The organism is Amycolatopsis sp. NBC_01480, assembly GCF_036227205.1.
In the GTDB taxonomy this organism is placed as follows: Bacteria; Actinomycetota; Actinomycetes; order Mycobacteriales; family Pseudonocardiaceae; genus Amycolatopsis.
The window spans coordinates 9,174,566-9,199,850 of the sequence record NZ_CP109442.1 but is presented as its reverse complement, the minus strand read 5'-3'; the positions used below and the strand labels follow the sequence as shown (position 1 = coordinate 9,199,850).

The window sequence follows — 25,285 nt, the reverse complement described above, 5'->3', positions numbered from 1 at the left end:
ATTGACTAGTTTAGGAGGCGGTGGCATCTTGTCAACGCCTAGATGCCGGTAGCGTCTATCCCATGGCGAGCGACGCACCCAAGCCCTACCACCACGGGCATCTGCGGCAGGCCCTGATCGACGCCGCGGTCGCCGAGGTCGAAGCGGTCGGGCCCGCCGCGTTGAGCCTGCGCGAGATCGCCCGGCGCGCCGGGGTTTCGCACGGCGCCCCCGCCCACCACTTCCGTGACAAAGCGGGGGTTTTCACCGCCATCGCCACCGAAGCGTTCCGGCTGGCCGGCCGGACCATCGGGCCGGTCGCCCAGGGGCCGTACGGCTTCCTCGACGGCGGCAGCGCCTACATCGGCTTCGCGCTGGCGCACCCCGGCCACTTCGCCGTCATGCTGCGGCCGGACCTCTACCACGACGACGACCCCGAACTGTCGCTCGCGCGCGACGAGGCGTTTCAGATCCTCTACGGCAGCGCGGCGGACCTCGACGGGCTGCCGCCAGGCGCCGACGTCACCGGCCTGGTGCTCGCCGGGTGGTCGCTCGCCCACGGTTTCGCGACACTTTGGCTCAACGGCAACCTGAAAGACCGAACCGGACCGGCCCCGGCCGACGTCGCCGACCAGCTCCGCGACGGCGTCATCCGCCTTGGCCGCGCCCTGGAGCAACAACGCGGCGACCAGTAGCTCGGCTGCTGGGGGAGTGGTTACCGCAAAGTGCCTTCTTCCCGTTGGAGAGTTGCTCTCATACGGTGAGCACAGCGCGTCGCCCGACGCCCTCGCTCCCGCAGAAAGGCACCTCGTGTCTCGTATTACCGTCATCGGCGGCACCGGTTATGCAGGCTCGGCCCTCGTCGCGGAGGCCGCCTCGCGCGGTCACCAGGTCACCGCGCTGAGCCGCTCGCTGCCCGACGCGCCGCTCCCGGACGTGACCTATCTCCAAGGCGACGCCACCGACGAAGCGACGCTCGCGGCAGCCGTCAAGGGCGCGGACGTCGTGGTGGCCGCACTCGCCCCGCGCGGCTCGCTGGCCGGCCCGTTCCGCGATGTCTACCGCACCGTCGCGCGCCTGGCCGACACCGCGGGCGCCCGCCTGTTCGTCGTCGGTGGCGCCTCGTCGCTGCGCCCCGCACCCGGTGCGGACCGCTTCGTCACCGACCTCAGCCAGGTCCCCGAAGCGCTCCGCGACGGGATCCGCACCGACGCGGCAGTGATCATCGAGGACCTCCCGGCCACGCCCGCGACGCTCGATTGGGTCTATGTCAGCCCGGCGCGCAGTTTCGGCGCGCACGCGCCCGGCGAACGGCTCGGCCGTTACCGCCTCGGCGACGACGTCTCGGTCGCCCCCGAGGACGGCGGCGCGATCTCCGCCGCGGACTACGCCCTCGGGCTCGTCGACCTGATCGAAAAGGGTGAGCACCACCGGGCCCACGTCAACCTCAGCCACTGAGACCGCCCAGGCACCAGGAAGGCATACTCCACTATGGACGATGAAGACGAAAAGGCGCGCTACCGGGGATTCGGTCCTGTGCTCGGGCTGCCGATCCGGAACGCGCGGGTGGACCTCTCGGCGTTGCCGCCGGAGTTCCGGGAGCTGTTCCCGCCCGTGGTCGAGCGGGCCAGGGAGCCGCTGGTCGGCATCACCACGGACGGGCAAGTCGTGCCCGATCTGTTCGCCATCCAGGACACCGGGTGGAATCCCGGCCCCGCAGTCAAAGCGGCCACCGCCTTCCTCGACTGCCTCACCCCCGCCCAGCGCGAAAAGGTCCAGTTCGCCGTCGACGCCGACGAGTGGCGGATGTGGATCAACGCCTTCCCGAGCTGGGAGCCGCACGGCCTGCGCCTGGAGGATCTCGAGCCCGTGCTCCGCGATCGTGCCCTCGAGATCCTCCAGGAGTCCTTGTCCGCCACCGGTTTCTCCGACGCCCGGACGGCGATGAAGCTCAACGCGGCGCTCGGCGAACTGGTCGGCGGATACCCCGACACCCTCACTGAATACTCCTATTCCATCGCGCTGTTCGGCACCCCGTCGACCACCCAGCCGTGGGGGTGGCAGCTGTGGGGCCACCACCTCGACGTGCACTGCTTCATCCTCGGCCGGCAGATGGTCCTCACCCCGACCTTCATCGGCGCCGAGCCCGCCGAAGCCGACCGCGGCGTCCACAAGGGACTGCGCCTGTTCGACGAGCAACGGACCGCCGGCCTCGACCTGCTGCGCAGTTTGCGCCCCGCGCAGGCAAGCCAGGCCGTTCTCCACTCTTCGATGCGGGTGCAGGACCTGCCCGCCGACCTCGCCGACCCCCTCAACGGCCGGCACCGGGGCGGCGCTGCGCAGGACAACCGCGTCATCCCGTACGCGGGACTGCCGGCCGGCGGACTCACTATCCCGCAACGAAACTCCCTGCTGCGCCTGGTGAACACCTACGCCCAGCGGCTCCCGGACGGCCCCGCCGCCGCGTTCATGCAAAGCATCGAACAGCACCTCGACGAAACCCACCTCGCCTGGATCGGCGGCACCGGCGACAACGACGCCTTCTACTACCGCGTCCACAGCCCCGTCGTCCTGATCGAATACGACTGCCAGCCCGGCGTCTTCCTGGACAACGACCAGGCCGAACCGTTTCACGTCCACACCATCGTCCGCACCCCCAACGGCGGCGACTACGGCCGCGACCTGCTGCGCCGGCACCTTGCCCAGCATCATCCGCAGCACCACCTCGGACGCTGATCACGCCGGGCCGGTGAGCGCGGCCGGCACGGTCACCGCAGCCCGGGAAACCTTGTCGTGCCGGGGTTTCCCGGCCGCGGCAGTGCCCGAGCAGTTCGTTCGGCATCGGTCGGCGGCGATCATCCGGGTGGTCATGGCTCCGGGATGGCAGCGTTGGTCGCGGTTCGCCGTGCACCGGGAGCAGCCTGCCCGCTTGGACGCAGCACCGGTTCGGCCCGCGCGTGGTGATTGATCGAGCGGGCGCAAGCGGGCGGTCGTCAGCCATCGAGGGTCTGAGCCTTGTCACGACGGAGTGCCGACTCGGGATGCTTGGGCCGGGAGATAGGGGGCGTCTGAGCCGTAGCCGGTGATGCGTTCGGCGGGCATGAAGAACCAGTGCCGATTCACGCACCGGAGCTTGAGATGCAGAACGCCGCCGATCCAGGTCTCCCATTCGATCGAAGCGACATTGGAACACTCAGGGCACGTCACAAGCGCCATGCCACAACGGTTCTCGGTCTCGCTGCTGCCACTCATCCTGGGGCTCCTCTCGGCGTACTCCGATGCCGTTCGGTCATCCGGAGCTTCGATATGGAGACGCTGCCCGGCCGGAGATCGTGAGATTGACGGTTCCTGGCGCGTTTTCGAAGATCGGCCGGTTCGCGAAGGGCCGGAGGACTCGACGCTGGAGCACGGTTGATCAACTTGACGGGCTTCACGTTGCCCTCGGCCGGCCCATTGCCGTGAGGTATCGGCTGACGATCGGCGGGCTCGCACCGCACTCACGTCGTCCGGGCGCACCGATTCACGTGGCTTTCGCAGGTGCCGGCTGGGGGTAGATTTCGCCGGGTGCGCAAGGAACCCCTCGTGGTGCGGATCGGGTGGACCTGCCTGGCCGTGGTCAGTGTCGGGATTCTCGGGTTCGGGTTCGGGCTCGTGGTGGCGGTGGTGCCGCCGGCGGGCGACGCGCTGCTGTATCGCACGGACGCGCTGGCCACGGCGGGGCTGGGGTTGTTCGGCGGGCTGATCGCGGTGGTGCCGTTCCGGCGGCGGGAGCGGTGGGCCTGGGGACGGGACGTTCCGCGATGACAGGGTCGTGACCGGGGTGTTCTGGTGAGACCTGCGTCAGCGTCGCGGGCGGCCTGCTGCCGGAGTGGATCGCGCTGGTGTCGGTGCGAACGATCCGCGCGGCGGCGACACCAAGCCGAGCACCGATGCGGGCCGGAAGACCTGGCCCGCATCGGCCCCGGCTGCACGGGGACGGCGACCGGGTCCGACGCGAGCGTCGGTGTGCTGCTGAACCAACTCGCCGATCCGGACCGGGATGTGCAGGGTGCCAAGCGGTGGGTGGATGTCGCGGCTGTGTCCAGGCGGACGACGGGACCTACGGCCTGCTCGACGTCGGCGGACGGCTGGCGTGGATCCAGTTCAGCGGCCGGTCGGCGAAGCAAGCACGTGCCGAAGACCTACGAGTGCGACCGGTCCGTCCCGCTGCCGGCGAAGATGGTCAGGACGCTCGGCTGGTGTCAGGAACAGCGCCAGGCGTACGTGGAAGATCCGGCCGGCGTCCATGCGCGCCCCGGCCACCGTGCCGTCGTCGCCGATCCGGGACGGGATGTCGAGCGTGATGTCGCCGAAGTCCGACACCCACGCGCCCTGCTGCCACACGCCGTAGCCGGTGGCGTTGAGGTCGTTGCCGCCGTGGGGGCGACGGTAGGGGTGCCTTCGCATGATCAGAGGGTTACCGCCCGCATGCGGAAGGGAGAGTCCCTTGTACGTGCCGGGAAATGCATCCGTGCAGCCTCCGTCTGGCGGCCGATCGGCGCCGCAGCGGAGAACGGTCAGATGGGCTGACTTCCTGCGCTCCCAGGCGGAGGCGATCCGGGCGGTGGACGTCATCGAGAGCTCGCCACTGTGCTGACCGGTGTGCCGACGCCACGCCATCTGACGAATAAAGCCCCGCCCCTCCGAAGAGGAGCAGGGCTTCTGACCTGCAAGTACTGCTGGTGCGCGATACTGGGATTGAACCAGTGACCTCTTCCGTGTCAGGGAAGCGCTCTCCCGCTGAGCTAATCGCGCGAGGTGGAGACGGGATTCGAACCCGTGTACACGGCTTTGCAGGCCGTTGCCTCGCCTCTCGGCCACTCCACCGTGTAAGGCTCGAGAGCCCTCCGAGCGGACGACGGGATTCGAACCCGCGACCCTCACCTTGGCAAGGTGATGCGCTACCAGCTGCGCTACGTCCGCACTCTCCATGGTCCCGGTTGTCCGGTTCAGGGCCTTTCGGCTCTGTCCCATACCCCGTCGCCGTGGTGTGAGAGAACCATATCGGACCCCGAAAACCATCCCGTCACCGGGGGGTCACCTTCCCGTCGCAAGGCTGTGATCAGGCGAGATCGTTCGGGATGAGGTGGGTTAGGGCGTCGTCGACGTCGACCCACAGGTGTTCGTTGCCCGGGAGGACGACGTCGTACGTGCGGTCGAGGAAGTCGGCCAGCTCCTGGGCCGACGCTTCGAACATGGCGTGCCCGGAGGGGGAGTTGAGTTCGATGAGGACGGACTCGGGGTCTTCGACCGAGGGGCGGATGCGCACGTCCCCGTCGCCGGCGTCGGCCAGGAGGCCGTCCGCGAGGAGGTCGCGGGCGTAGACCCATTCGACCCAGCCGGCGCGGCCGGTGCGGAAGGCGGCGACGACCGCGTACGGGTCGCGAGTGTCGTAGCGCAGCTCGACCTTCACCGGAACCGCTGGGGTTCGCGGCGCCAGCAGGTCGAAGACCGCCGTCGAGCGGAGCGTCACGTGATCGTTGCGCATCGTCCTACCCTTCGTCTCCCTTCCCGGCCCGGACGACCGAGGACGACGATGAGACGCACGAGGCCGCCGATCCGGTCGCGGGTTCTCCGGAGATCACCCGTCCGGGGGCAGGCCGCCCCGCTGGTCCGTCGTCGCCCGCGCCGCGCAGTCCTACGCGCGCCCACTGGGCGGCCACCCGTACATACTGCGCGGTTCAGCCGCCGCGCGATAGCACCGTCGCACGGATGTCGAACCGGGCCGCGCGCGCCCCCGTGGTGGCATGACCCTGGCTAGCTCGGGGTTGTTCGTTCCGTATCCGCTGGTAGACGGAGTGTGGTCGCGGTGAACCACCCGTTTGCAGGCCCCCGAAAGTCGTGTTGTAGAGTTCTCCTCAACACCGCAAGGGCGATTAGCTCAGGGGGAGAGCGCTTCGTTCACACCGAAGAGGTCACTGGTTCGATCCCAGTATCGCCCACTGCCACGTGAGGCCCCGGACCGCCTGGTCCGGGGCCTCACGTGTTTTCCGGGCCCGGCTGGGCCAATCCGGTGATCTCCCCAGGTCGGGCCGCAGAGCCGAACGCCGAGCTTCCCCGGGGCGGGGTTACGGGCCGGTAACAAGAGTCCGTGGCCGGTCTGTGGAGTGGGTCTCGAGAGGCCCGCGAAAGCTCGACACTTCCGTCGCGATAGGCGTCGATTTCGTGGTTAACAAGCCCGAAATCCGCACTGAATGTGATCCTGGCCACTTTTTCGATCATAGTGCGGCGCGAGCCACCCGATCGGCCGTACGGAGCGCGGGCGCGAGGCGGCGGAAGTGGTAACTGGAGTGTTTCTTTCCGTGTCGCCGGAGCCGGGCGGCGGTGTGGAGGCGGCGGCGGGCGGGGGAGCGCCGGTGATGGCCAGGTTTGACGAAAACCCGCACTCGTGACACGACCACGGTGAATGTCACCCGGCTGGCAGCCGGTTTACCGGGTCCCGCGCGGCCGGGGGTCAAGTCCACAATGGACCGCCAGTCCGGCGGGCGTCCACTGTGGAGCCCGCGGCCCGGTTGGGCCGTTCGGGCGGCGGCTGCTCGGAGGTGGGACGGCCGTGGAATTTCGGCTACATTCCGTAGCGGTTAGTGGGATACGCTTTATTACGCATCGTCATCATCCTGTTATCAACACGGCATTCATTTGCGGGGAAGACGCCGAGGTTGTGGCTGGAAATCCTTGTAACGATGCCCAGAGAGCGGCCGATACCTTGGCGTGTATCACTCCTGCGGTAGCTGAATCGGGTAGGGCTGACGATCACTTTCGGTGATCATTCGTCTTAACTCAGCGTGTCGCCGGTAGCCCTCGAACCCTTGCTCCGGGAGGTCTGATGGAAGAGTCGGTGCGGCCCTCGTCCACGGTCAGTGAACCGCCGCCGCACATCGACCTCCGGGCGATCCCGGGGCCATCGCCCGCGCCCGCCGCGGAATCCGTGGAGCAGGACACCTCGAAAACGCATCCGGCGGCCTGGGAGAAGCGGTACCGGACCTGGGTGATCGCCAGCGACGTGCTCGCCGCGTTCGTGGTGATCGGGGTGAGCGCGTTTGTCATCGGCCGCGTGGCGCCCCAGGACATGCACGCGTTCGGCACGGCCCTTGCGGTGCTCTGCTCGCTGCCGGTCAGCCGCGCCTGGAGCCAGCGGGTGCTCGGCGAAGGGCCCGAGGAGTACCGGACGCTCGGGCGGGGCCTCATCACCGCGGCGGTCCTCGTGGCGCTCGGCGGGCTGCTCTTCCGGGCGCTGGACGTGCAGCCGTGGGTGTTCATCGTGGTGCCGGTGATCGCGCTTTTCGCCTTCCCCCAACGGTATCTGCTCCGCCAGGTGCTGCACCGCCGGCGCCGGCGCGGGCTCTGCCTGCTGCCGGTGATGGCGGCGGGCAGCCCGGCGACGGTGGCCGACCTGATCGCGCGCACGAAGTCCGAGGCCCACGTCGGCTGGCGGGTCGAGGCGGTCTGCACCTTCAGCGGGACCGGCGAGGACCGGGACAGCGGCGAGGTCGACGGCGTCCCGGTGGTCGGGCGGCTCGAGGAGCTGTCGCGGCACGTGCGCCGCGGCGGCTACCGCGTCGTCGCCATCACCGGCGACCAGTACTGGACACCGCAGCGGCTGCAGCGCCTGGCCTGGGACCTGGAGGGCACGTCGGCGGAGATGGTCGTGGCGCCGGTGCTGATGGAGGTGGCCGGGCCGCGGCTGAACGTCACCGGGGTGCTCGGCATGCCGCTGCTGCGGGTCACCGCGCCGATGTTCACCGGCGGCCACCGCTTCGTGAAAGAGGTCGTCGACCGCTGTGGCGCGGCCTTCCTGCTGACGCTGTTCTCGCCGCTGCTGCTGGTGATCGCGCTGGCCGTGAAGCTGGGCGACCACGGGCCGATCGTCTACAAGCAGCGCCGCATCGGCAAGGACGGCGAGAGCTTCACCATGCTGAAGTTCCGCACCATGGTCCCGGACGCCGACCGGATCCGGCAGCGGCTGGAGCGGGACAACGAAGGCGCCGGCCCGCTCTTCAAGCTCAAGCGCGACCCCCGCGTCACGCGGGTCGGCGGCCTGCTCCGCCGGTACTCGCTGGACGAGCTGCCGCAGCTGTTCAACGTGCTGGGCGGGCGCATGTCGCTCGTCGGCCCCCGGCCGCCGCTGCCGGAGGAGACGAAGAAGTACGCGCCGGACGCGCGCCGCCGCCTGCTCGTGAAGCCGGGGCTGACCGGGCTGTGGCAGGTCTCCGGCCGCAGCGACCTCACCTGGGCCGAGAGCATTCGGCTCGACCTGCGTTACGTGGAGGACTGGTCGCTGGCGCTCGACCTGCTGATCCTCTGGAAGACCTTCCGTGCCGTCGTCGCCGGCCAGGGCGCCTACTGAGCTGTCCCGCGAGGCCTTCGCGCGGCCGCCGACCTCCGGGCCGGCGGCCGCTTTTTCGTGCCCTGGCGGGGACTGTGGCCCAGGACACGATCAACTCCGGAAATAGTCAAACGCTCAACAAGGTTGGAGGGGGAGAAGGTGAACAGCACGGAAGGAACCCCATACCGATGACCACATTCGCTGAATCCGCCGAGGAACTGCAGGTGCCCGCCGAGATCCAGGACCTCCTGTTCCGCGAAGCCCGCACCGCCAACAGCTTCAGCGATGAGCCGGTGACCGACGAGCAGGTCCGCGCGATCTACGACCTCGTCAAGTGGGCCCCGACCTCGATGAACACCCAGCCGCTGCGCGCGCTCGTGCTGCGCACCGACGAGGCGCGCCGCCGCCTGGTGCCGCACCTGGCCGAGGGCAACCGCGCCAAGACCGAATCCGCCCCGCTGACCGTGATCCTGGCCGCCGACGTCGACTTCCACGAGAACATCCCGCAGGTCTTCCCGCACAACCCCGGCGTGAAGGACATGTTCGCCGAGGAGTCCGGCCGCGTGGAGTTCTCGAAGCTGAACTCGCTGCTGCAGGTCGGCTACTTCATCATCGGCGTCCGCGCCGCCGGCCTGGCCGCCGGCCCGATGACCGGGTTCGACGCCGCCGGTGTCGACCGCGAGTTCTTCGGCGAGAACAACTGGCGCTCGCTGGTCGTGGTGAACGTCGGCAAGCCCGGTGAGAACCCGTGGTTCGACCGCCTGCCGCGGCTCGAGTTCGAGCAGGTCGTCGAGACCCTCTGAACCACCGTTCGGCCCGCGGAGGCCGCCTCGCACCGGCGAGGCGGCCTCCGCCGTGTTTTGCGCCGACGCCTGTCAGGCCGCCGGAGGCCGACGGCTAGCATCGACGAAAGTCATCCTCGTCACGCTGCACAAGCCACCGCCCCAGAAGGAGCACGATCGTGTCGCATCCGCCGTCAGCCGCCTCAGCACCCGCCCCGCGCGTGGTGGTACCGGCGGGCACTACGGCGGGAGCCGCGGTCCGCGAAGCGGGCCTGCCGACCAAGGGCCCGGACACCGTCGTGGTGGTCCGCGACGCCGAGGGCAAGCTGCGCGACCTCGCCTGGACCCCGGAGGCCGAGGCCCAGGTGGAGGCGGTCGCCGCCAGCACCGAAGACGGCCGCAGCGTGATCCGCCACTCGGCCGCGCACGTGCTCGCCCAGGCCGTGCAGCAGGAGTTCCCGGACGCCAAGCTCGGCATCGGGCCGCCGGTGCGGGACGGCTTCTACTACGACTTCGCGGTCGACAAGCCGTTCACGCCCGAAGACCTGCAGGCGCTCGAGAAGCGGATGAAGCAGATCGTCAAGGGCGCCCAGCAGTTCTCGCGCCGCGTCTTCGGCTCGGTCGACGAGGCGAAGAAGGAACTGGCCGACGAGCCGTTCAAGCTGGAGCTGGTCGACCTCAAGTCCGATGTGGACACCAGCGAGGTGATGGAGGTCGGCGGCGGCGAGCTGACCAGCTACGACAACCTCGACCCGCGCACCAAGGAGCGCGTGTGGAGCGACCTCTGCCGCGGCCCGCACGTGCCCACCACCAAGTTCATCCCCGCGTTCAAGCTGACCCGGGTGGCCGCCGCGTACTGGCGCGGCAGCGAGAAGAACCCGCAGCTGCAGCGGATCTACGGCACCGCGTGGGAGTCGGGCGAGGCCCAGGAGGCCTACCTGGAGCGGATCGCCGAGGCCGAGCGCCGCGACCACCGCCGCCTCGGCGCCGAGCTGGACCTGTTCTCCTTCCCCGAGGAGATCGGCTCGGGGCTGCCGGTGTTCCACCCCAAGGGCGGCATCATCCGCCGGGAGCTGGAGACCTACTCGCGCCGCCGCCACGAAGAGGCCGGCTACGAGTTCGTGAACACCCCGCACATCAGCAAGGGCGAGCTGTTCCACACCTCGGGCCACCTGCCGTACTACGCGGACACCATGTTCCCGCCGGTCAAGTTCGACGACGAGGACTACTACCTCAAGGCCATGAACTGCCCGATGCACAACCTGATCTACCGCTCGCGCGGCCGGTCGTACCGGGAGCTGCCGCTGCGGCTGTTCGAGTTCGGCACCGTGTACCGGTACGAGAAGTCGGGCGTGGTGCACGGCCTCACCCGGGTGCGCGGCCTGACCATGGACGACTCGCACATCTACTGCACCAAGGAGCAGATGCCGGGCGAGCTCCGGTCCCTGCTCAAGTTCGTACTCGACCTGCTGGCCGACTACGGCCTCTCGGACTTCTACCTCGAGCTGTCCACCCGCGGCGACTCGGAGAAGTTCATCGGCGAGGACTGGGAGTGGGAGGAGGCCACCGAGACGCTGCGGCAGGCCGCCGTCGACTCCGGCCTCGAGCTGGTGCCGGACCCGGGCGGCGCGGCGTTCTACGGCCCGAAGATCTCCGTGCAGGCCAAGGACGCGATCGGCCGCACCTGGCAGATGTCCACGATCCAGCTGGACTTCAACCAGAACAAGCGGTTCGAGCTGGAGTACACCGCCCCGGACGGCTCGCGCCAGCGGCCGGTGATGATCCACCGCGCGCTGTTCGGCTCGATCGAGCGGTTCTTCGGCGTGCTGACCGAGCACTACGCGGGCGCGTTCCCGGCCTGGCTCTCGCCGGTGCAGGTGGTCGGCATCCCGATCACCGCCGACCAGGTCGAGTTCCTCCAGGGCGTGGAGAAGGCGTTGCGCGCCAAGGGAATCCGCGTGGAGACCGACGCGAGCGACGACCGGATGCAGAAGAAGATCCGCACGCACACCACGCAGAAGGTGCCGTTCATGCTGCTGGCCGGCGCCAAGGACGCGGAGGCCGGCGCGGTGTCGTTCCGGTTCCGCGACGGCGGCCAGATCAACGGGGTCGCGGTGGACACCGCGGTCGAGGCGATCGCCGAATGGGTGGCCCGCCGCGAGAACGCCTCGCCGAGCGCCGACGCCGTGGAGGCGATCCTGCGGTGAGCGGCCCGGACGGCCCGGAACTCGTCGAGCAGGACGGCGCCGGGGTCCCGGACGCGTTGCAGCGCCTGTGGACCCCGCACCGGATGGCCTACATCAAGGGCCAGGACAAGCCGGACGACGACGAGGCGGACGGCTGCCCGTTCTGCCGCATCCCCAGCCTCGACGACGAGACCGGGCTGGTGCTGGCGCGCGGCGAAACGGTGTACGCGCTGCTGAACCTGTACCCGTACAACCCCGGTCACCTGATGGTGGTGCCGTACCGGCACGTGGCGGACTACACCGAGCTGACCGTCGAGGAGACCCGTGAGCTGGCCGAGTTCACCCGGCACGCGATGCGGGTGGTGCGGGTGGTCTCGGCGGCGCACGGGTTCAACATCGGCATGAACCAGGGCGTGATCGCCGGCGCGGGCATCGCGGCGCACCTGCACCAGCACCTGGTGCCGCGCTGGGGCGGGGACGCGAACTTCATGCCGGTGATCGGGCACACGAAGGTGCTGCCGCAGCTGCTGGGCGAGACCCGGAAACTGCTCGCCGACGCCTGGTGACTCCCGCTGCGGCCTCGTGACCGGCGATGACGGTGCTCACCGGCGCGGCCGCTCGCGAGCAGGTAATTGAGTCCTCAATCAGGGGTAGAATGGGGTCATGTCCGAACCTCGATGGCTTTCCGGCGCCGAGCAGCAAGTCTGGCGCGACTTCTCCATGGCCACCACCATGTTGCAGGCGCACCTCGAGGGCCAGCTCCAGCACGAGTCGGGCATGCCGCACACCTACTACGAGGTGCTCGTCTCCTTGTCCGAGGCCGAAGGCCGTCGGCTGCGGATGAGCGAGCTGGCCGCGGTACGGCGTTCCTCGCGCAGCCGGCTCTCGCACGCCGTCGCCCGGCTGGAGGCCAAGGGCTGGGTGCAGCGCGAGTCCTGCCCCACGGACAAGCGCGGGGCCTGGGCGGTGCTCACGGACGCCGGGTTCGCCGCGCTGGAGGAGGCCGCGCCGGGCCATGTCGAGGCCGTGCGCGAGAGCCTGTTCGACGCGCTTTCGCCCGCGCAGGTGGCCGCTTTGGGCGAGATCAGCGCCGCGATCCTGGACCGGCTCCGGCCGCGCTGCGCGGCCGCGGAGGCCGCCGAAGCAGCGGCCGGCTTCGTCGCGCCGGTCGTCGAACTGCCGAAATCCGGCTGATCGCCCGGCGGGTCGCGGGGCGGGACGTCGGGGTCCGCGGGGCGGGTCGATAGGCTTTCGACGCCCACCCGCCCCCGAGCCAGGTGCACCAGACGACGAGATGCTCAATATTTTCGCCCGTGCCTCAGTCTCCCGCGTCACCGATCCCATCGGCCGGACGCTGGTCCGGGCCGGACTGACCCCCAACGCGATGACCGTGATCGGCACCGCGGGTGCCGTCGCGTGCGCGCTCGCCTTCTTCCCGCAGGGGCTGCTGCTGTGGGGGACCTTCACCGTGTGGGGGTTCGCCATGCTGGACCTCCTCGACGGCGCCATGGCCAGGGCCCGCGGCTACGGCACCCCGTTCGGCGCCGTGCTCGACGCGACCTGCGACCGGCTGGTGGACGGCGCGCTGTTCGCCGCCATCGCCTGGTGGTGCTTCGTGGTGGACCACAACAACCGGGCCGCGGCCGCCGCGCTGATCTGCCTGGTGCTCGCCCAGGTGATCTCGTACGTCAAGGCGCGCGCCGAGGCGTCCGGGCTGGAGGCCGACGGCGGCCTGATCGAGCGGGCCGAGCGGCTGATCATCGCGCTCGTCGGCACCGGGCTGCACGGCCTCGGCGTGCCGTGGACCGTGGAGATCACCCTCTGGCTGCTCGCGGTGCTCTCGGCGGTCACGCTGATCCAGCGGGCCGCCGCGGTCGCGAAGGCCGCCCGCGCCGTCGCCGCCCGCCAGGCCGCGGAGACGGCGGAATCCGCGGAACCACCCGCGTCGCCGGACGCCGGACCGCAGGCGCCGCTGGCCGGCGACGTGCAGCCGGGCGGGGCGCAGCCGTGAGCGCGCTGTCCCGGCGGCTCGGCGAGTTCGGTTACGCGGCGGGCTGGAGCCTCACCCGCCGGCTGCCGGAGTCGCTGGGGGCGATGCTGTTCGGCCTCGGCGCGGACGTCGCCGTGCGCCGGGGCGGCGGCGGGGTGCGCCAGCTGCGCGCCAACCTCGCGCGCGTGGTGCCGCAGGCCGACGAGACGGAGCTGGACGAGCTGGTCCGCCAGGCCATGCGCTCGTACGCGCGCTACTGGTACGAGACCTTCCGCCTGCCCGCGATGGACCGGGACACGGTGATCGGCAAGGTGGGCGCCAAGATCACCGGCGTCGAGAACATCGACGCCGCGCTGGCCGAGGGCAACGGCGCCGTGTGCGCCCTGCCGCACAGCGGCAACTGGGACGCCGCGGGCGTCTGGATGGCGGACTACCTGGGCAGCTTCACCACGGTGGTCGAGCGGCTGGAGCCGGAGTCGGTGTACCGCCGTTTCGTGGCTTTCCGCGAGTCGCTGGGGTTCGAGATCGTCCCGTTGACCGGCGACAGCGCCGCGATGCGCGTGCTGCTGAAACGGTTGCGGGAGAACAAGGTGGTCTGCCTGGTCGGCGACCGGGACCTGACCGCGAGCGGCCTGCCGGTGAAGTTCTTCGGCGACCGCGCGCGGATGCCGGCCGGCCCGGCGCGGCTCGCGGCCACCACCGGCGCGGCGCTCCTGCCGGTCGGCTCGTGGTTCACCGAGGACGGCTGGCAGATGCGGGTGCACCCGCGCATCCGGGTCACCGCCCGCGCCGAGGTGCCGGCGGCCACGCAGGCGCTGGCCGACGTCTTCGCCGGCGACATCGCCGCGCACCCGGCGGACTGGCACATGCTGCAGAAGTTCTGGCTTTCCGACCTCGAGGCGGGCGAAAGCGCCGACAGTGCCGGTCTTGAAGAAGCGGCGAGCTGAACCGGTGGCGGGGGGCCAGGGACGAGAACAGAGGCGCGGGCTGAAGATCGGGATCGTCTGCCCGTACTCCTTCGACGTGCCGGGCGGGGTGCAGGGGCACGTGATCGACCTGGCGCGGGCGCTGATCGAGCGCGGGCACCAGGTTTCGGTGCTGGCGCCGGCCGACGAGGACGCCGTGCTGCCGGATTTCGTGCACCCGGCCGGGAAAGCGCTCGGCGTCCGCTACAACGGCTCGGTGGCGCGGCTGCAGTTCGGGCCGGTGTCCTACGCCCGGGTGCGCCGGTGGATCCGGGACAACGGCTTCGACGTGCTGCACCTGCACGAGCCGGCCGCGCCGAGCCTTTCGCTGCTGGCGCTGAAGATCGCCGACGGGCCGATCGTCGCCACCTTCCACACCGCGACCACCCGCTCGCGCACGCTTTCGGCGTTCCAGCCGGTGCTGCGGCCGCTGCTGGAGAAGATCACCGCGCGGATCGCGGTGTCCGCGCTGGCCCGCCGGGTCCAGGTGGAGCACGCGGGCGGCGACGCGGTCGAGATCCCGAACGGCGTCGACGCCGAGTTCTTCAGCCGCGCCGTCCCGTTGGAGGGCTACCCGCGCGCGGGCGGCACGGTCGGGTTCGTCGGCCGGTTCACCGAGCCGCGCAAGGGCATGGAGGTGCTGCTGGAGGCGTTGCGGCGGCTGCTCCCGGACTTCGAAGACCTGCGGCTGCTGGTGGTCGGCCGCGGCGAGCCGGACCAGCTGCGCCGGATGGCCGGCCCGCGGCTGTGGCCGCACATCGAGCTGCTGGGTCAGGTGGACGACGCGACCAAAGCGCGCGCCCTGCGCAGCGTCGACCTCTACTGCGCGCCGAACACCGGCGGCGAGAGCTTCGGCATGATCCTCACCGAGGCCATGGCGGCGGGCACCCCGGTGCTGGCCAGCGACCTCGACTCGTTCCGCCGGGTGCTCGACGACGGCACGGCCGGCATGCTCGCCGGGACCGCCGATCCCGCCTCGCTCGCGGACGGTCTGCGTGAGCTGCTCGGCGACCCCGCGCGACGCGCGTCGCTGGCCGCGGCGGCGGGGGAGCGGGTGATCGCGTACGACTGGTCGGTGGTGGTCACGCAGGTGCTGCGGGTGTACGAGACGGCGATTGCCGCCGACCCGCGACGCGTCGTCGCCGCGGACCGGGAGCTGGCCCGGTGAGCGCGGCGGGTTCTTCGGCTGCGGGTGCTGCTGAGGCGGGCGCATGAGCGTGCTGGCCTGGCTGCTGCCCGTCGTCGCCGTGATTGTCTTGCTGGGCGGGCTTTTCCTGGTGGCGACGGCGAACCGGCTCGACCGCCTGCACGTGCGCACCGACGCGGGCTGGGCGGCGCTCGACGCGGCGCTCGCCCGGCGCGCGGTGGTCGCGCGCGCCGCCGCGGTGCTGCTCGACAGCGACGGCGCCGGGCTGCACGCCGCGGCCGAGCGGGCCGAAGGCGCGGCTCGCGCCGACCGCGAGGCCGAGGAGAACGAGCTGACGCTGGTGCTCGCCCGCGTCGACCGGTCCCGGCTGCCCGCGGTGCTGGCCGAGGAGCTGACCGACGCCGAGCACCGCGTCGTGATCGCGCGGCGCGTGCACAACGACGCGGTCCGCGACACCCTGGCGCTGCGCCGCCGCCGGAAGGTGCGGTATTTCAAGCTCGCGGGCACCGCCCCGCTGCCGGAGTACTTCGAGTTCGCCGAACCGGACGTGTAGCGGTGGCAGACTGGGGCCATGACCGCTGAACCGGATGCCTGCGCGGTCGCGCACGGCGAAGCCGAGGACGAGCCGGCCGAGCGGACGCTGGTCGCCGTGTTCGCCTCGCCCGTCTCGCGGTACCTGCTGGCTTACGCCGCCGACGCGGGCTACCGCACCGTGCTGTTCGAGCCCGACGCCGCGCGCGCCACCGGCGATGCCGACGTCCGCACCACGGCGCCGGAGCTGGACCGCGGCACCGACGTCGTGGTCACCGACCACCACCGGCCCGAGCTGGGCGAGGTGCTGCAGACCGCGTTGGCCGGCGACCCGCGCTGGATCGGCGTGCTCGGCAACCCGCGGCACCCGGGCCCGCACGTCGAGGCGCTGACCGCGCTCGGCGTGCCGGCGCCGGACATCGCGCGGGTGCACCGGCCGGTCGGGCTGAACATCGGCTCGCGCACCCCGCCGGAGATCGCCATCGCCACCCTGGCCGGCCTGCTCGCCGACCGCAACGACCGGCCCGGCGGCTTCGAGTTCTGAAGACCCCTCGTGAGTGTTCATGACGGTTCTAACCGTCATCAACACTCACGAGCCCGTTCAGCCCAGGACGGCGGCTCCTTCGGGCATCGGCTCGAAGCGGGCGGGACGGCGGGTGAAAGCGGCCGTTCCCGACGACAGCGAGCGCAGATCAACGGCATAACGCAGGAGTTCAGCAGCCGGGACTTCCGCGCGGATCACCGTGAACCCGCCTTCGCCAGCCTCTGTGCCGAGCACCCGGCCACGGCGTGACGACAGGTCGCCCAGCACCGTGCCGAGGTGCTCGTCCGGCAGCGTGACGGCCACTTCGTCCAGCGGCTCCAGCAGCGTGACCCCGGCAGCGGCCGCGGCCTCGCGCAGGCCGAGCGCGCCGGCGGTCTGGAAGGCGGCGTCGGAGGAGTCGACGCTGTGGGCCTTGCCGTCGACGAGGGTCACGCGCACGTCCACCACCGGGTGCCCGTCGCCGAGCCCGCGCCGCAGCTGCGCCCGCACACCCTTCTCCACGCTCGGGATGAACTGGTGCGGCACGGATCCGCCGACCACCTTGTCGACGAACTCGAAGCCGGCGCCGCGCGGCAGCGGCTCCACCTCGAGGTCGCAGACGGCGAACTGGCCGTGGCCGCCGGACTGCTTGACGTGCCGCCCGTGCCCGCGCGCGGGTTTGGCGAACGTGGCGCGCAGGCTGATCCGCACCGGCTCGGTGCCGACGTCCGCGCCGCCCGCCCGCAGCCGGGACAGCACCACGTCGGCGTGCGCCTCGCCCATGCACCACAGCACGAGCTGGCCGGTCTCGGCGTTGCGGTCCAGCCGCAGTGTCGGATCGCCCGCGACGAGCCGGGAAAGGTTGCGCGACAACGTGTCTTCGTCGCTGCGGGTTTTCGCGACGACGGCGACCGGCAGCAGCGGCTCGGGCATCCGCCAGGGTTTCATCACCAGCGGGTCCTCCGGGGACGACACCGTGTCGCCGGTTTCGGCGGAGCCGACCTTCGTCAGCGCGCACAGGTCACCGGCCACGCAGTACGGCACCTCGCGCAGGTTCGCGCCGAGCGGGGAGTACAGGTGCGCGACGCGCTCGTCGGCGTCGTGGTCCTCGTGGCCGCGCTCGGCGAGCCCGTGGCCGGAGACGTGCACGGCGTTCTCCGGCCGCAGCGTCCCGGAAAAGACGCGGACCAGCGAAACGCGCCCGACGTAGGAGTCGACGGCGGTGCGCACGACCTCCGCGGCGAGCGGTCCCTCCGGGTCGGCCGAAAGCGCGCCGTGCGGGCCGCCTTCGGGCGTGGTCACCTCGGGCGGCCGGTGCTCCAGCGGCGAGGGGAAGGCGCGGACGATGCCGTCGAGCACCTCGGCCAGGCCGGTCCCGCTGGTGGCGCAGACCGGGATGACCGGGTGGAACGAGCCGCGCGCGACGGCCGTCTCGAGGTCGGCGATCAGCGTCTCCTCGGCGATCTCTTCGCCGCCGAGGTACCGCTCCATCAGGGTTTCGTCCTCGCTCTCGGCGATGATGCCCTCGATCAGCTCGTTGCGGGCGTCGGCCAGCCCGGCCAGGTCGGCGGCGTCCAGCTCGCCGACGCGCGCCGGGTGGCCGGCGGAGTAGTCGAAGTAGCGCTGGGTGATCAGGCCGGCCAGGCCGTCCCGCGTCGGCAGGTAGAGCGGCAGCACGCCGGCGCCGAACGCGGCCTGGCACGCGGCGATCTCGGCGAGCGCGTCCGCGCGGTGGTGGTCGAGGCGCGAGACGACCACGGCGCGCGGCATGCCGACCGACGCGCATTCCTCCCACACCGCGACCGTGGCGGCGTCCACGCCTTCGGCGGCGCACACCACGAACAGGGCCGCGTCGGCGGCGCGCAGCCCGGCGCGCAGCTCGCCCACGAAATCGGCGTACCCGGGGGTGTCGATGAGGTTGATCTTGCAACCCTGGTGCAGGACCGGGGCGACGGACAGCCCGACCGAGCGCTGCTGGCGGACCGCCGCCGGGTCGTGGTCGCAGACCGTGGTCCCGTCGATCACGGTGCCGGCCCGCGGCACGGTGCCGGACGCGGCCAGCAGGGCCTCGGTGAGCGTGGTCTTCCCCGATCCCGAAGGCCCGACGAGCACGACGTTGCGGACCTTGGCGGGGTCGGCCACAGCGACGGCGGCCCCGGTGTCGGTGCTCCTGCTCTGTTTGTCGGCCATGACGGCTCCTCGGCGAACGGCGGGTGTACGCGATGTGTCCTCGATCACACACCCGCTACCCTGGGCAGGGCAAGGCGAGGCCGGGGGGACCAGCCGTTTGCCCCCCGTCCCGCGCACAGGTGAGCGCGAGGGGGACCACGATGACGATCAGCAGGCGGACGTTCCTGGTGCTGTCCGGGGCGGCGGCCACCGGGCTCGGCGCGAGACCGGGGCCCGATCTCTGGGACGGGCTCCGGCGGCGGCTGACCGGGTCGCTGCTGCGCCCCGGCGACACGGGTTACGAGGAAGCGCGCCACGGCTACTTCACGATCTACGACCACCACCCGGCCGCGATCGCGGGCTGCGCGCGGGCCGAGGACGTCCAGGCCTGTGTGGACTTCGCGGCCCGGCACGGCATTCCGCTCGCCGCCCGGTCCGGCGGCCACAGCTACGCCGGTTACTCCACTGTGGACGGTGGCTTGGTGGTGGACCTCGGCCGGCTCGCCGGCATCGAGGTCCGGCCGGACGGGCGCGCGGTCGTCGGGGCCGGCGCCCGGCTGGGCCCGGTCTACGCGGCGCTCGGCGCGGCCGGTCGCGCGCTGCCCGCGGGGACCTGCCCGACCGTCGGCATCGCCGGGCTCACGCTCGGCGGCGGCGTCGGGGTTTTGGGCCGCGCGTACGGGCTGACCTGCGACCACCTCGAGTCCGCGCGGGTGGTGACGGCGGATGGCTGCCTGCGCACCGTTTCGGCGGCCAGCGAACCGGACCTGCTGTGGGCGCTGCGCGGCGGGGGCGGCGGCAACTTCGGCATCGTCACCTCGTTCACCTTCCGCACCGTGGCGGCCCCGGATCTGACGTCGTTCAGCTTGCAGTTCCCGCCCGCGGCGGGCGCGGCGCTGTTCGCCGCGTGGCAGGACTGGCAGCCGCGGATGCCCGACGAGCTGTGGTCCGACCTCGGACTCGGCGCCACGGCGGCGAACTTCGGCGGCTGTTTCGTCGGGCCGCGGACCCGGCTGAAGCCGATCCTCGACGACTTCGTCCGGCAGGTGGGGACGGCGCCGGTCGCGCGGGAGGAGCCGGAGACGGACTTCCTCGGCACCATGCGGTACTTCGCCGGCTGCGACGACCTGTCCGGCCCGTCGTGCGGGCCCGGCTGGGGCGGCGGCGGGGGACGGGTGCAGCCAGCCGGCTACGTGGCGACCTCGCGGATGCTCATGCGGCCCGCCGCGGACCCGGCCGCGGTGGTCGCCATGGTGAGCGAGGATCCCGGTGCTTACACGATCGTGGACGGCGGGGGCGGCGCGATCGCGCGCGGCGACTCCGCGTTCCCGCACCGGCGGGCGCTCGCGAGTTTCCAGTTCCTGCACGACGTCGCGCCGGCCGGGGAGGCGGCGGCGCGGCGGGAGATCGGCCGCCTGCGTGACGGGCTCGGGCCGGAGTTCGGCACCACCGGCTACGTCAACTACCTCGACCCGGAGATGCCCGACTGGGGCCGGGCCTACTACGGCGCGAACCTGCCGAGGCTGCGCGCCATCGCCCGCCGTTATGACCCGGACGGGTTATTCTCCTTCCCCCAGGCCGTAACCCGTGCCTGACCGTCCACAACAGACCGTCTACACTCGACCGATTCCTGGCAGCCGAGGAGGTGGCGCGTGCTCGACGTGGCCTGGTCCGTGGACGAGCTCGCGCGGACGCGGCTGGCGTTCTCGCCGTTGTGGGAGATCGTGGCCAGCGCCGGCGTGCTGCGGCACCCGGGGGAGCACGCGCTGCACCTGCCCTGGGTGAAGCAGGCAGCCGCGGCGCTGGACGAGGCCGGGGTGGACGTCACGCCGCTGGCCGACCTGGTGGCCGGCCGGCACGTGCCGCGGTTCCTGGCGCCGGCGCCCGCGTCGCCGGTGCCGGAGCTGGCCGACGAGCTGGCGGACCTGCGCGACGTCCCGGCCCGCGCGGTCCGGCGCGAGCTGGAGCGGATGGACCCGCCGTGGCCGGCCGCGCTCACCCGGCTGCACCGCGATCCGGAAGCCGGGCTGGAGCGGCTGGCGAACCTGATGGAGCGCTACTGGGCGGTGGCCCTCGCGCCCGCGTGGCCGCGTATGCGTGCGCTGCTGGAAGGCGATGTCCTGCACCGTTCCCGGCTGGTCGCGGCCGGCGCGGTGCAGGACCTCTTCGCCGACCTGGCGCCCGCCGTCCGGTGGGCCGACGGCGGGCTGACCGTCGGCGAAGAGTTCCTGGTACACGCGCCCGGTGCGTCACACGGGCGGGGACTGGTGCTGGCGCCGTCGGTTTTCGTCTGGCCGCGGGTGGTTTCCCGGACGCACGCGGGTTCGCAGCCCGTGCTGAGGTATCCGGCGCGGGGGCTGGCCGGGCTGTGGGAGGCCGGCGGAACGCAGTCGCCCGCCGCGTTGCGCGGGGTTCTCGGGCGCAGCCGCAGCATCCTGCTCGCCGCACTCGCGACGCCCGCCGACACGGCCGGGCTGGTGCGGCGCACCGGGCTGAAGCCGGCCGTCGTCGCCAAACACCTGGAGCTGCTGGCCCTCGCCGGCCTGCTCACGACCGCACCGGACGGCACGCACGTCCGCACCGCCGCGGCCGACGAGCTGGTCGCGGCCGGGGCCTGAACCCAGTCACGGCACCCCGGCCAGGCGGAGCAGCGCGGCGGTGGCCGCGGCGGCGACCACCACCGCGACGAACGGGGCCTTGCGCCAGGCCAGCACCCCGCCGACCAGCACCCCGGCCGGGCGGGCGATCCCGGCGAACGAATGGCCCTCGGTCAGCGCGCTGGTGGCGACCAGCGCGGCCAGCAGGACGATCGCGGACAGCGCCATCAGCCGTTCCGCGCGCGGGGACAGGTTCACCCGGGTCCGCAGCATCGGCCCGGCGAGCCGGAACGCGAACGTCCCCGCGCCCAGCACCGCGATCGCGATGAGCAGCTCGACGCCGTCCATCACTGCACCTCCTCGGGTTCACGGGCTTTCGGCTCCTTCGCCGCGGCGCCCGCGACCACGCCCACCAAGGCGAACAGCACGGGCAGCCCGGCGGGCAGGAACGGCGTCGCGATCAGCGCGGCCAGCACGCCGAGCAGCACGGGCAGCCGGGTGGCCCGGTCGCGCAGGGACGGCAGGACCAGGGCCAGCAGCACGGCGGGGAACGCGGCGTCCAGGCCGAACGCGCCGGTGTTGCTGATCGCCGTGCCCGCGAAGGCGCCCAGCAGCACGCCGACGTTCCAGGACACGAACAGGCCGGTGCCACAGGCCCAGTACGCCGCGCGTTTGCGGCTGAAATCCTTCTGCGCCAACGCGAACGCCACCGATTCGTCGATCATCAGGTGGCTGCCCGCGATCCGGTTCGCCCAGCGCGTGCCGAGCACGTCGCCGATCGCGAAGCCGAACGGCACGTGCCGCGTGTTCACCAGCAGGCCGACCACGACGGCGGCCAGCGGGTTGCCGCCCGCCGCCACGATGCCGACGAACATGAACTGCGAAGCGCCGGCGAAAACCAGCAGGGACAACAACATCGGGGCCCAGAACGGGAAGCCGGAGCTCACCGAGATAGCCCCGTAGGACACGCCGACCAGGGCGTCGGCCAGGCAGACCAGGCCGATGTCCCGGGCCAGGCCCCGGTCGAGTGTTCGCCATATCGAACGCATAGTGCCCTATACTGAACACGACCCAGGTCGTTCGTCAAGGCGAACGAGAAGACTGATGGAGCGAACACACATGTCGCACGACACCGGGAGCGCGCCGCTCGACATCATCGCGACGTCGCTGCGCCGCGAACGCACCCGCGCCGGCCTCTCCCTGACCGAGCTGGCGCGGCTCGCGGGGCTGGCGAAGTCCACGCTGTCGCAGCTGGAATCCGGCTCGGGCAACCCCAGTGTCGAGACGCTGTGGGCGCTCGGCGTCGCGCTCGACGTGCCGTTCTCCCGGCTGGTCGAACCCGAGCGGCCGCAGGTCCGCGTGATCCGCGCGGGCAAGGGGCCGACGGTGTTCGCCGAGCACGCCGACTACGCGTGCACGCTGCTTTCCGCGTGCCCGCCGTCGGCCCGCCGGGACGTGTACCTGATCCGCGCGGAGCCGGGCACCCCGCGGCGGTCGGACCCGCACATGAACGGCGTGGTCGAGCACATCGTGATCTGCGCCGGGCGGGCCCGCGTCGGCGTGACCGACGACCCGGTCGAGCTGCTGCCCGGCGACTACATCTCCTATCCCGGCGACGTCCGGCACATCTTCGAGGCGCTGGAGCCGGGCACGTTCGGGGTGGAGATCTCCGAATACTCCTGACGGAGCGGCCCCGCCGGACGTCGGCGGGGCCGCGCTCTCGGTCAGTCGCTGGCGTGGGCGGTGTTGTCGACCCAGTGCTGGGCGAGGCCGGTGTCGCCGTCGATGCCGAGGCCGGCGGTTTCGCCGTCGGACAACGGGAGCCGGCGGGTCAGGACCTGCAGCAGCGATCGGGCCGGGCCGGTCACCGTCACGTCGGCCGCCCGGGTGCCGGGCTGCCACGCCGCCCCTTCCGGCCGCCGCTCGACGAACCAGGCCGCCTCGGCGTCGGTCGCCTGCCACAACAGGGTCTGCCCGGTGCCGCGGATGGCCTGAGCGGACTCGGGCCGCTGCATCGTCCACGTGGGCGAGGTGAGCATCGCGAGGTGGTTGCCGATCAGCGCTGCGGCGATGTCGGCTTCGACTTCGGCCGGCCGGTTCGCCGCGTGGGCCGCGTCGAAGCCGTGGACAACGGCCTCGTTCAGCATGCTGGTCATCCAGAATTGGCCGCCGGACCGTTCGTCTCCGGCGGCGTTGAACACCGGCGCGGCGAGCGCGTCGTCCGAGCACGCGTTCGCGACCCGCTGCGCGGACGCCGACAGCCATTCCGGCCACTCGCCGGAATCGGCCGGTGGCACGGCCATCTCCGCGGGCAGCTGGGTCGGGTCGGTGATGCGCCGTTCGATGATCTCCGCGACCCAGTGCTGGGTCTGGCCGACGTGCGCGACCAGTTCGGTGACGGTCCACTTCGGCGCCGTGGGCACCGCGGCGCCGGGCCCGGCCGCGGCGGCCGCCTCCGCCAGCCGCCGGGTGTGCTCGACGATCGCGCGCCGGGTGGTTTCCGCGTTCAGTTCAGTCATCGTGAGTGTCCTCGGTGTCGGGGAGCGTGCCCAGCGCCCGCCCCCGGCGGGCGCCTTCGGCTACGCGTCGATCGACGCTAGCCGGAATCGACAGTCCCCGGCACGATTTTCCGTTTTCCGGCCGGTCGTCACCGCGGCCACGCGTCCGGGCCACCCCGCGCGCAGGAGGGGCCCGGCGGACGGACGTCCACCGGGCCCCTCGATCGAAGTGGCTTTACCAGCCGCGCTCGGCGAGGCGGTGCGGCTCCGCCAGCTCTTCGACGTTGATGCCGACCATCGCCTCGCCCAGCCCGCGCGAGACCTTCGCCAGCACGTCCGGGTCGTCGTAGAAAGTGGTGGCCTTGACGATCGCCTCGGCGCGCTGGGCCGGGTTGCCGGACTTGAAGATGCCGGAGCCGACGAACACGCCCTCGGCGCCGAGCTGCATCATCATGGCCGCGTCGGCCGGGGTCGCGATGCCGCCGGCGGTGAACAGCACCACCGGCAGCTTGCCCTGCTGCGCGACCTCCTTGACCAGCTCGTACGGCGCCTGCAGCTCCTTCGCCGCGACGAACAGCTCGTCCTCGGGCAGCGAGCCCAGCTTGCGGATCTCGCCGCGGATCTTGCGCATGTGCGTGGTGGCGTTGGAGACGTCGCCGGTGCCGGCCTCGCCCTTGGAGCGGATCATCGCCGCGCCCTCGGTGATCCGCCGCAGTGCCTCGCCCAGGTTGGTCGCGCCACAGACGAAGGGCACGGTGAACGCCCACTTGTCGATGTGGTTCGCGTAGTCCGCGGGGGTGAGCACCTCGGACTCGTCGATGTAGTCGACGCCGAGCGACTGGAGCACCTGCGCCTCGACGAAGTGGCCGATGCGGGCCTTCGCCATCACCGGGATCGAGACGGTCTCGATGATGCCGTCGATCAGGTCCGGGTCGCTCATCCGCGCGACGCCGCCCTGCGCGCGGATGTCGGCGGGCACGCGCTCGAGCGCCATCACCGCGACCGCGCCGGCGTCCTCGGCGATCTTGGCCTGCTCGGCGGTGACCACGTCCATGATCACGCCGCCCTTGAGCATCTCCGCCATGCCGCGCTTCACCTTGGCGGTGCCGGTGGCGGACTGGGGTGCGGGGCTGGGCTGCTGCTCGGACAACTCGGGGGCCTTTCTCGCGGAACTCGCTGGACACCTTCGAGGGTAGGTCCGAGGTGGACCGCTGAGGCAGGCCAGTGGACGGGTATCTCGGCAGTCCACTTCCGCGGCCGTCCCGACCAGGGGATCCATCCTCGTGGCCCGGGTCACTCCCGGCGGAAACGGCGCTGAACAGCGGGTTCACCAGCGGCGTAAACTGGAGTCACGGCCCTGGCCAGGTCGGTTGCGGCGGCCCGTCCGGGTGATGGTGCCCGGCCGGAAGACCACCTCGCGGGTGGCCACTCGGCGGCGATTTCGGCAGTCCACTTCGCCGGTGGCGCGCGTCCGGTGCCGTCGAGCGGTCCTGATCGCCGCTCGTGCGGGTGACGGCGCGGCGGCCCCGCCGTCCGGCGTTCTGACCTGGCGG

General features: G+C 71.7%; 26 protein-coding genes and 4 tRNA genes. 18 read left to right on the top strand and 12 right to left on the bottom strand.

Going from position 1 to position 25,285, the window contains the following annotated elements; all coding sequences use genetic code 11:
• Nucleotides 1-62 precede the first annotated feature (62 nt).
• The 3 genes from OG371_RS42870 to OG371_RS42860 all read left to right on the top strand — a co-directional run bounded on the left by OG371_RS42870 (nt 63) and on the right by OG371_RS42860 (nt 2,715).
• Nucleotides 63-674: a TetR/AcrR family transcriptional regulator gene (locus tag OG371_RS42870; RefSeq protein ID WP_329062763.1), complete on the top strand. Its 612-nt coding sequence runs from the start codon at nt 63-65 to the stop codon at nt 672-674.
• A gap of 115 nt (nt 675-789) precedes the next feature.
• Nucleotides 790-1,437 carry an NAD(P)-dependent oxidoreductase gene (locus OG371_RS42865; RefSeq protein ID WP_329062761.1) on the top strand — a complete coding sequence of 216 codons (648 nt, stop codon included), beginning with the start codon at nt 790-792 and terminating at the stop codon, nt 1,435-1,437.
• A 33-nt stretch (nt 1,438-1,470) separates the two neighbouring features.
• Nucleotides 1,471-2,715: a DUF3500 domain-containing protein gene (locus OG371_RS42860; protein WP_329062759.1), complete on the top strand. Its 1,245-nt coding sequence runs from the start codon at nt 1,471-1,473 to the stop codon at nt 2,713-2,715.
• Here OG371_RS42860 and OG371_RS42855 read toward each other — a convergent pair whose 3' ends face one another.
• A complete protein-coding gene (locus tag OG371_RS42855) occupies nt 2,716-2,850 on the bottom strand; it encodes a hypothetical protein (RefSeq protein ID WP_329062756.1) in 135 nt (44 codons plus the stop codon).
• 147 nt (nt 2,851-2,997) lie between these two features.
• A complete protein-coding gene (locus OG371_RS42850; protein WP_329062755.1) occupies nt 2,998-3,231 on the bottom strand; it encodes a hypothetical protein in 234 nt (77 codons plus the stop codon).
• Nucleotides 3,232-3,543: 312 nt separating this feature from the next.
• On the opposite strand from OG371_RS42850, the gene OG371_RS42845 reads away from it, so the two are divergent.
• Complete coding sequence (locus tag OG371_RS42845) at nt 3,544-3,783, top strand: hypothetical protein (RefSeq protein ID WP_329062753.1); 240 nt, start codon at nt 3,544-3,546, stop codon at nt 3,781-3,783.
• 339 nt (nt 3,784-4,122) lie between these two features.
• Here the strand turns inward: OG371_RS42845 and OG371_RS42840 are convergent, their stop codons facing one another.
• From OG371_RS42840 to OG371_RS42820, 5 genes are all read right to left on the bottom strand, one after another.
• On the bottom strand, nt 4,123-4,425 hold the full coding sequence (locus tag OG371_RS42840; RefSeq protein WP_329062751.1) for a hypothetical protein: 303 nt from the start codon (nt 4,423-4,425) through the stop codon (nt 4,123-4,125).
• A 273-nt stretch (nt 4,426-4,698) separates the two neighbouring features.
• Nucleotides 4,699-4,773, bottom strand: a tRNA-Val gene (locus OG371_RS42835).
• A 1-nt stretch (nt 4,774) separates the two neighbouring features.
• A tRNA-Cys gene (locus OG371_RS42830) sits at nt 4,775-4,845 on the bottom strand.
• Between the two features lie 23 nt (nt 4,846-4,868).
• Nucleotides 4,869-4,941, bottom strand: a tRNA-Gly gene (locus tag OG371_RS42825).
• Between the two features lie 139 nt (nt 4,942-5,080).
• A complete protein-coding gene (locus tag OG371_RS42820) occupies nt 5,081-5,506 on the bottom strand; it encodes an SsgA family sporulation/cell division regulator (protein ID WP_005159130.1) in 426 nt (141 codons plus the stop codon).
• 382 nt (nt 5,507-5,888) lie between these two features.
• Here OG371_RS42820 and OG371_RS42815 point away from each other — a divergent pair.
• From OG371_RS42815 to OG371_RS42765, 11 genes are all read left to right on the top strand, one after another.
• Nucleotides 5,889-5,960 (top strand) — tRNA-Val (locus OG371_RS42815).
• Nucleotides 5,961-6,844: 884 nt separating this feature from the next.
• The gene (locus OG371_RS42810; protein WP_329062728.1) at nt 6,845-8,365 is read left to right on the top strand and encodes a sugar transferase; all 1,521 of its coding nucleotides are present in this window, start codon (nt 6,845-6,847) and stop codon (nt 8,363-8,365) included.
• Nucleotides 8,366-8,532: 167 nt separating this feature from the next.
• Complete coding sequence (locus OG371_RS42805; protein WP_329062727.1) at nt 8,533-9,147, top strand: malonic semialdehyde reductase; 615 nt, start codon at nt 8,533-8,535, stop codon at nt 9,145-9,147.
• Between the two features lie 158 nt (nt 9,148-9,305).
• Nucleotides 9,306-11,333 carry a threonine--tRNA ligase gene (thrS, locus tag OG371_RS42800; protein WP_329062726.1) on the top strand — a complete coding sequence of 676 codons (2,028 nt, stop codon included), beginning with the start codon at nt 9,306-9,308 and terminating at the stop codon, nt 11,331-11,333.
• Nucleotides 11,330-11,878: an HIT family protein gene (locus OG371_RS42795; protein ID WP_329062724.1), complete on the top strand. Its 549-nt coding sequence runs from the start codon at nt 11,330-11,332 to the stop codon at nt 11,876-11,878. The genes thrS and OG371_RS42795 overlap by 4 nt, the downstream gene beginning before the upstream one ends.
• A gap of 97 nt (nt 11,879-11,975) precedes the next feature.
• On the top strand, nt 11,976-12,506 hold the full coding sequence (locus OG371_RS42790) for a MarR family winged helix-turn-helix transcriptional regulator (RefSeq protein WP_329062722.1): 531 nt from the start codon (nt 11,976-11,978) through the stop codon (nt 12,504-12,506).
• Nucleotides 12,507-12,606: 100 nt separating this feature from the next.
• The gene (gene pgsA / locus OG371_RS42785; RefSeq protein ID WP_329062720.1) at nt 12,607-13,323 is read left to right on the top strand and encodes a phosphatidylinositol phosphate synthase; all 717 of its coding nucleotides are present in this window, start codon (nt 12,607-12,609) and stop codon (nt 13,321-13,323) included.
• A complete protein-coding gene (locus OG371_RS42780) occupies nt 13,320-14,249 on the top strand; it encodes a phosphatidylinositol mannoside acyltransferase (RefSeq protein ID WP_329062718.1) in 930 nt (309 codons plus the stop codon). The genes pgsA and OG371_RS42780 overlap by 4 nt, the downstream gene beginning before the upstream one ends.
• 40 nt (nt 14,250-14,289) lie before the next feature.
• A complete protein-coding gene (locus OG371_RS42775) occupies nt 14,290-15,435 on the top strand; it encodes a glycosyltransferase family 4 protein (protein WP_329073413.1) in 1,146 nt (381 codons plus the stop codon).
• A gap of 43 nt (nt 15,436-15,478) precedes the next feature.
• Nucleotides 15,479-15,967, top strand: a complete 489-nt coding sequence (locus OG371_RS42770; protein WP_329062716.1) for an NUDIX hydrolase — start codon at nt 15,479-15,481, stop codon at nt 15,965-15,967.
• An 18-nt stretch (nt 15,968-15,985) separates the two neighbouring features.
• The gene (locus OG371_RS42765) at nt 15,986-16,489 is read left to right on the top strand and encodes an XdhC family protein (protein ID WP_329062714.1); all 504 of its coding nucleotides are present in this window, start codon (nt 15,986-15,988) and stop codon (nt 16,487-16,489) included.
• 57 nt (nt 16,490-16,546) lie between these two features.
• Here OG371_RS42765 and OG371_RS42760 read toward each other — a convergent pair whose 3' ends face one another.
• On the bottom strand, nt 16,547-18,658 hold the full coding sequence (locus tag OG371_RS42760; RefSeq protein ID WP_329062712.1) for an elongation factor G-like protein EF-G2: 2,112 nt from the start codon (nt 18,656-18,658) through the stop codon (nt 16,547-16,549).
• Between the two features lie 140 nt (nt 18,659-18,798).
• Here OG371_RS42760 and OG371_RS42755 point away from each other — a divergent pair, with 140 nt between their 5' ends.
• Together OG371_RS42755 and OG371_RS42750 are read left to right on the top strand one after the other, a co-directional pair.
• Entirely contained in the window at nt 18,799-20,232 is a 1,434-nt protein-coding gene (locus tag OG371_RS42755; RefSeq protein WP_329062710.1) for an FAD-binding oxidoreductase, read from the top strand.
• A gap of 57 nt (nt 20,233-20,289) precedes the next feature.
• Nucleotides 20,290-21,255 (top strand): DUF5937 family protein, encoded by a 966-nt coding sequence (locus OG371_RS42750; RefSeq protein ID WP_329062708.1) that lies wholly within the window; start codon nt 20,290-20,292, stop codon nt 21,253-21,255.
• A 6-nt stretch (nt 21,256-21,261) separates the two neighbouring features.
• Here the strand turns inward: OG371_RS42750 and OG371_RS42745 are convergent, their stop codons facing one another.
• Together OG371_RS42745 and OG371_RS42740 are read right to left on the bottom strand one after the other, a co-directional pair.
• Entirely contained in the window at nt 21,262-21,582 is a 321-nt protein-coding gene (locus OG371_RS42745; RefSeq protein ID WP_329062706.1) for an AzlD domain-containing protein, read from the bottom strand.
• The gene (locus OG371_RS42740) at nt 21,582-22,283 is read right to left on the bottom strand and encodes an AzlC family ABC transporter permease (RefSeq protein WP_329062704.1); all 702 of its coding nucleotides are present in this window, start codon (nt 22,281-22,283) and stop codon (nt 21,582-21,584) included. Before OG371_RS42740 ends, OG371_RS42745 begins: the two co-directional genes overlap by 1 nt.
• 55 nt (nt 22,284-22,338) lie before the next feature.
• Here OG371_RS42740 and OG371_RS42735 point away from each other — a divergent pair, with 55 nt between their 5' ends.
• Nucleotides 22,339-22,917, top strand: coding sequence for a helix-turn-helix domain-containing protein (locus OG371_RS42735; RefSeq protein WP_442876047.1), 579 nt, complete (start codon nt 22,339-22,341; stop codon nt 22,915-22,917).
• Nucleotides 22,918-22,958: 41 nt separating this feature from the next.
• On the opposite strand, the gene OG371_RS42730 is transcribed toward OG371_RS42735, so the two are convergent.
• Nucleotides 22,959-23,753 carry a maleylpyruvate isomerase family mycothiol-dependent enzyme gene (locus OG371_RS42730; protein WP_329062702.1) on the bottom strand — a complete coding sequence of 265 codons (795 nt, stop codon included), beginning with the start codon at nt 23,751-23,753 and terminating at the stop codon, nt 22,959-22,961.
• Nucleotides 23,754-23,967: 214 nt separating this feature from the next.
• Nucleotides 23,968-24,882, bottom strand: a complete 915-nt coding sequence (pdxS, locus tag OG371_RS42725) for a pyridoxal 5'-phosphate synthase lyase subunit PdxS (RefSeq protein WP_329062700.1) — start codon at nt 24,880-24,882, stop codon at nt 23,968-23,970.
• Nucleotides 24,883-25,285 lie beyond the last annotated feature (403 nt).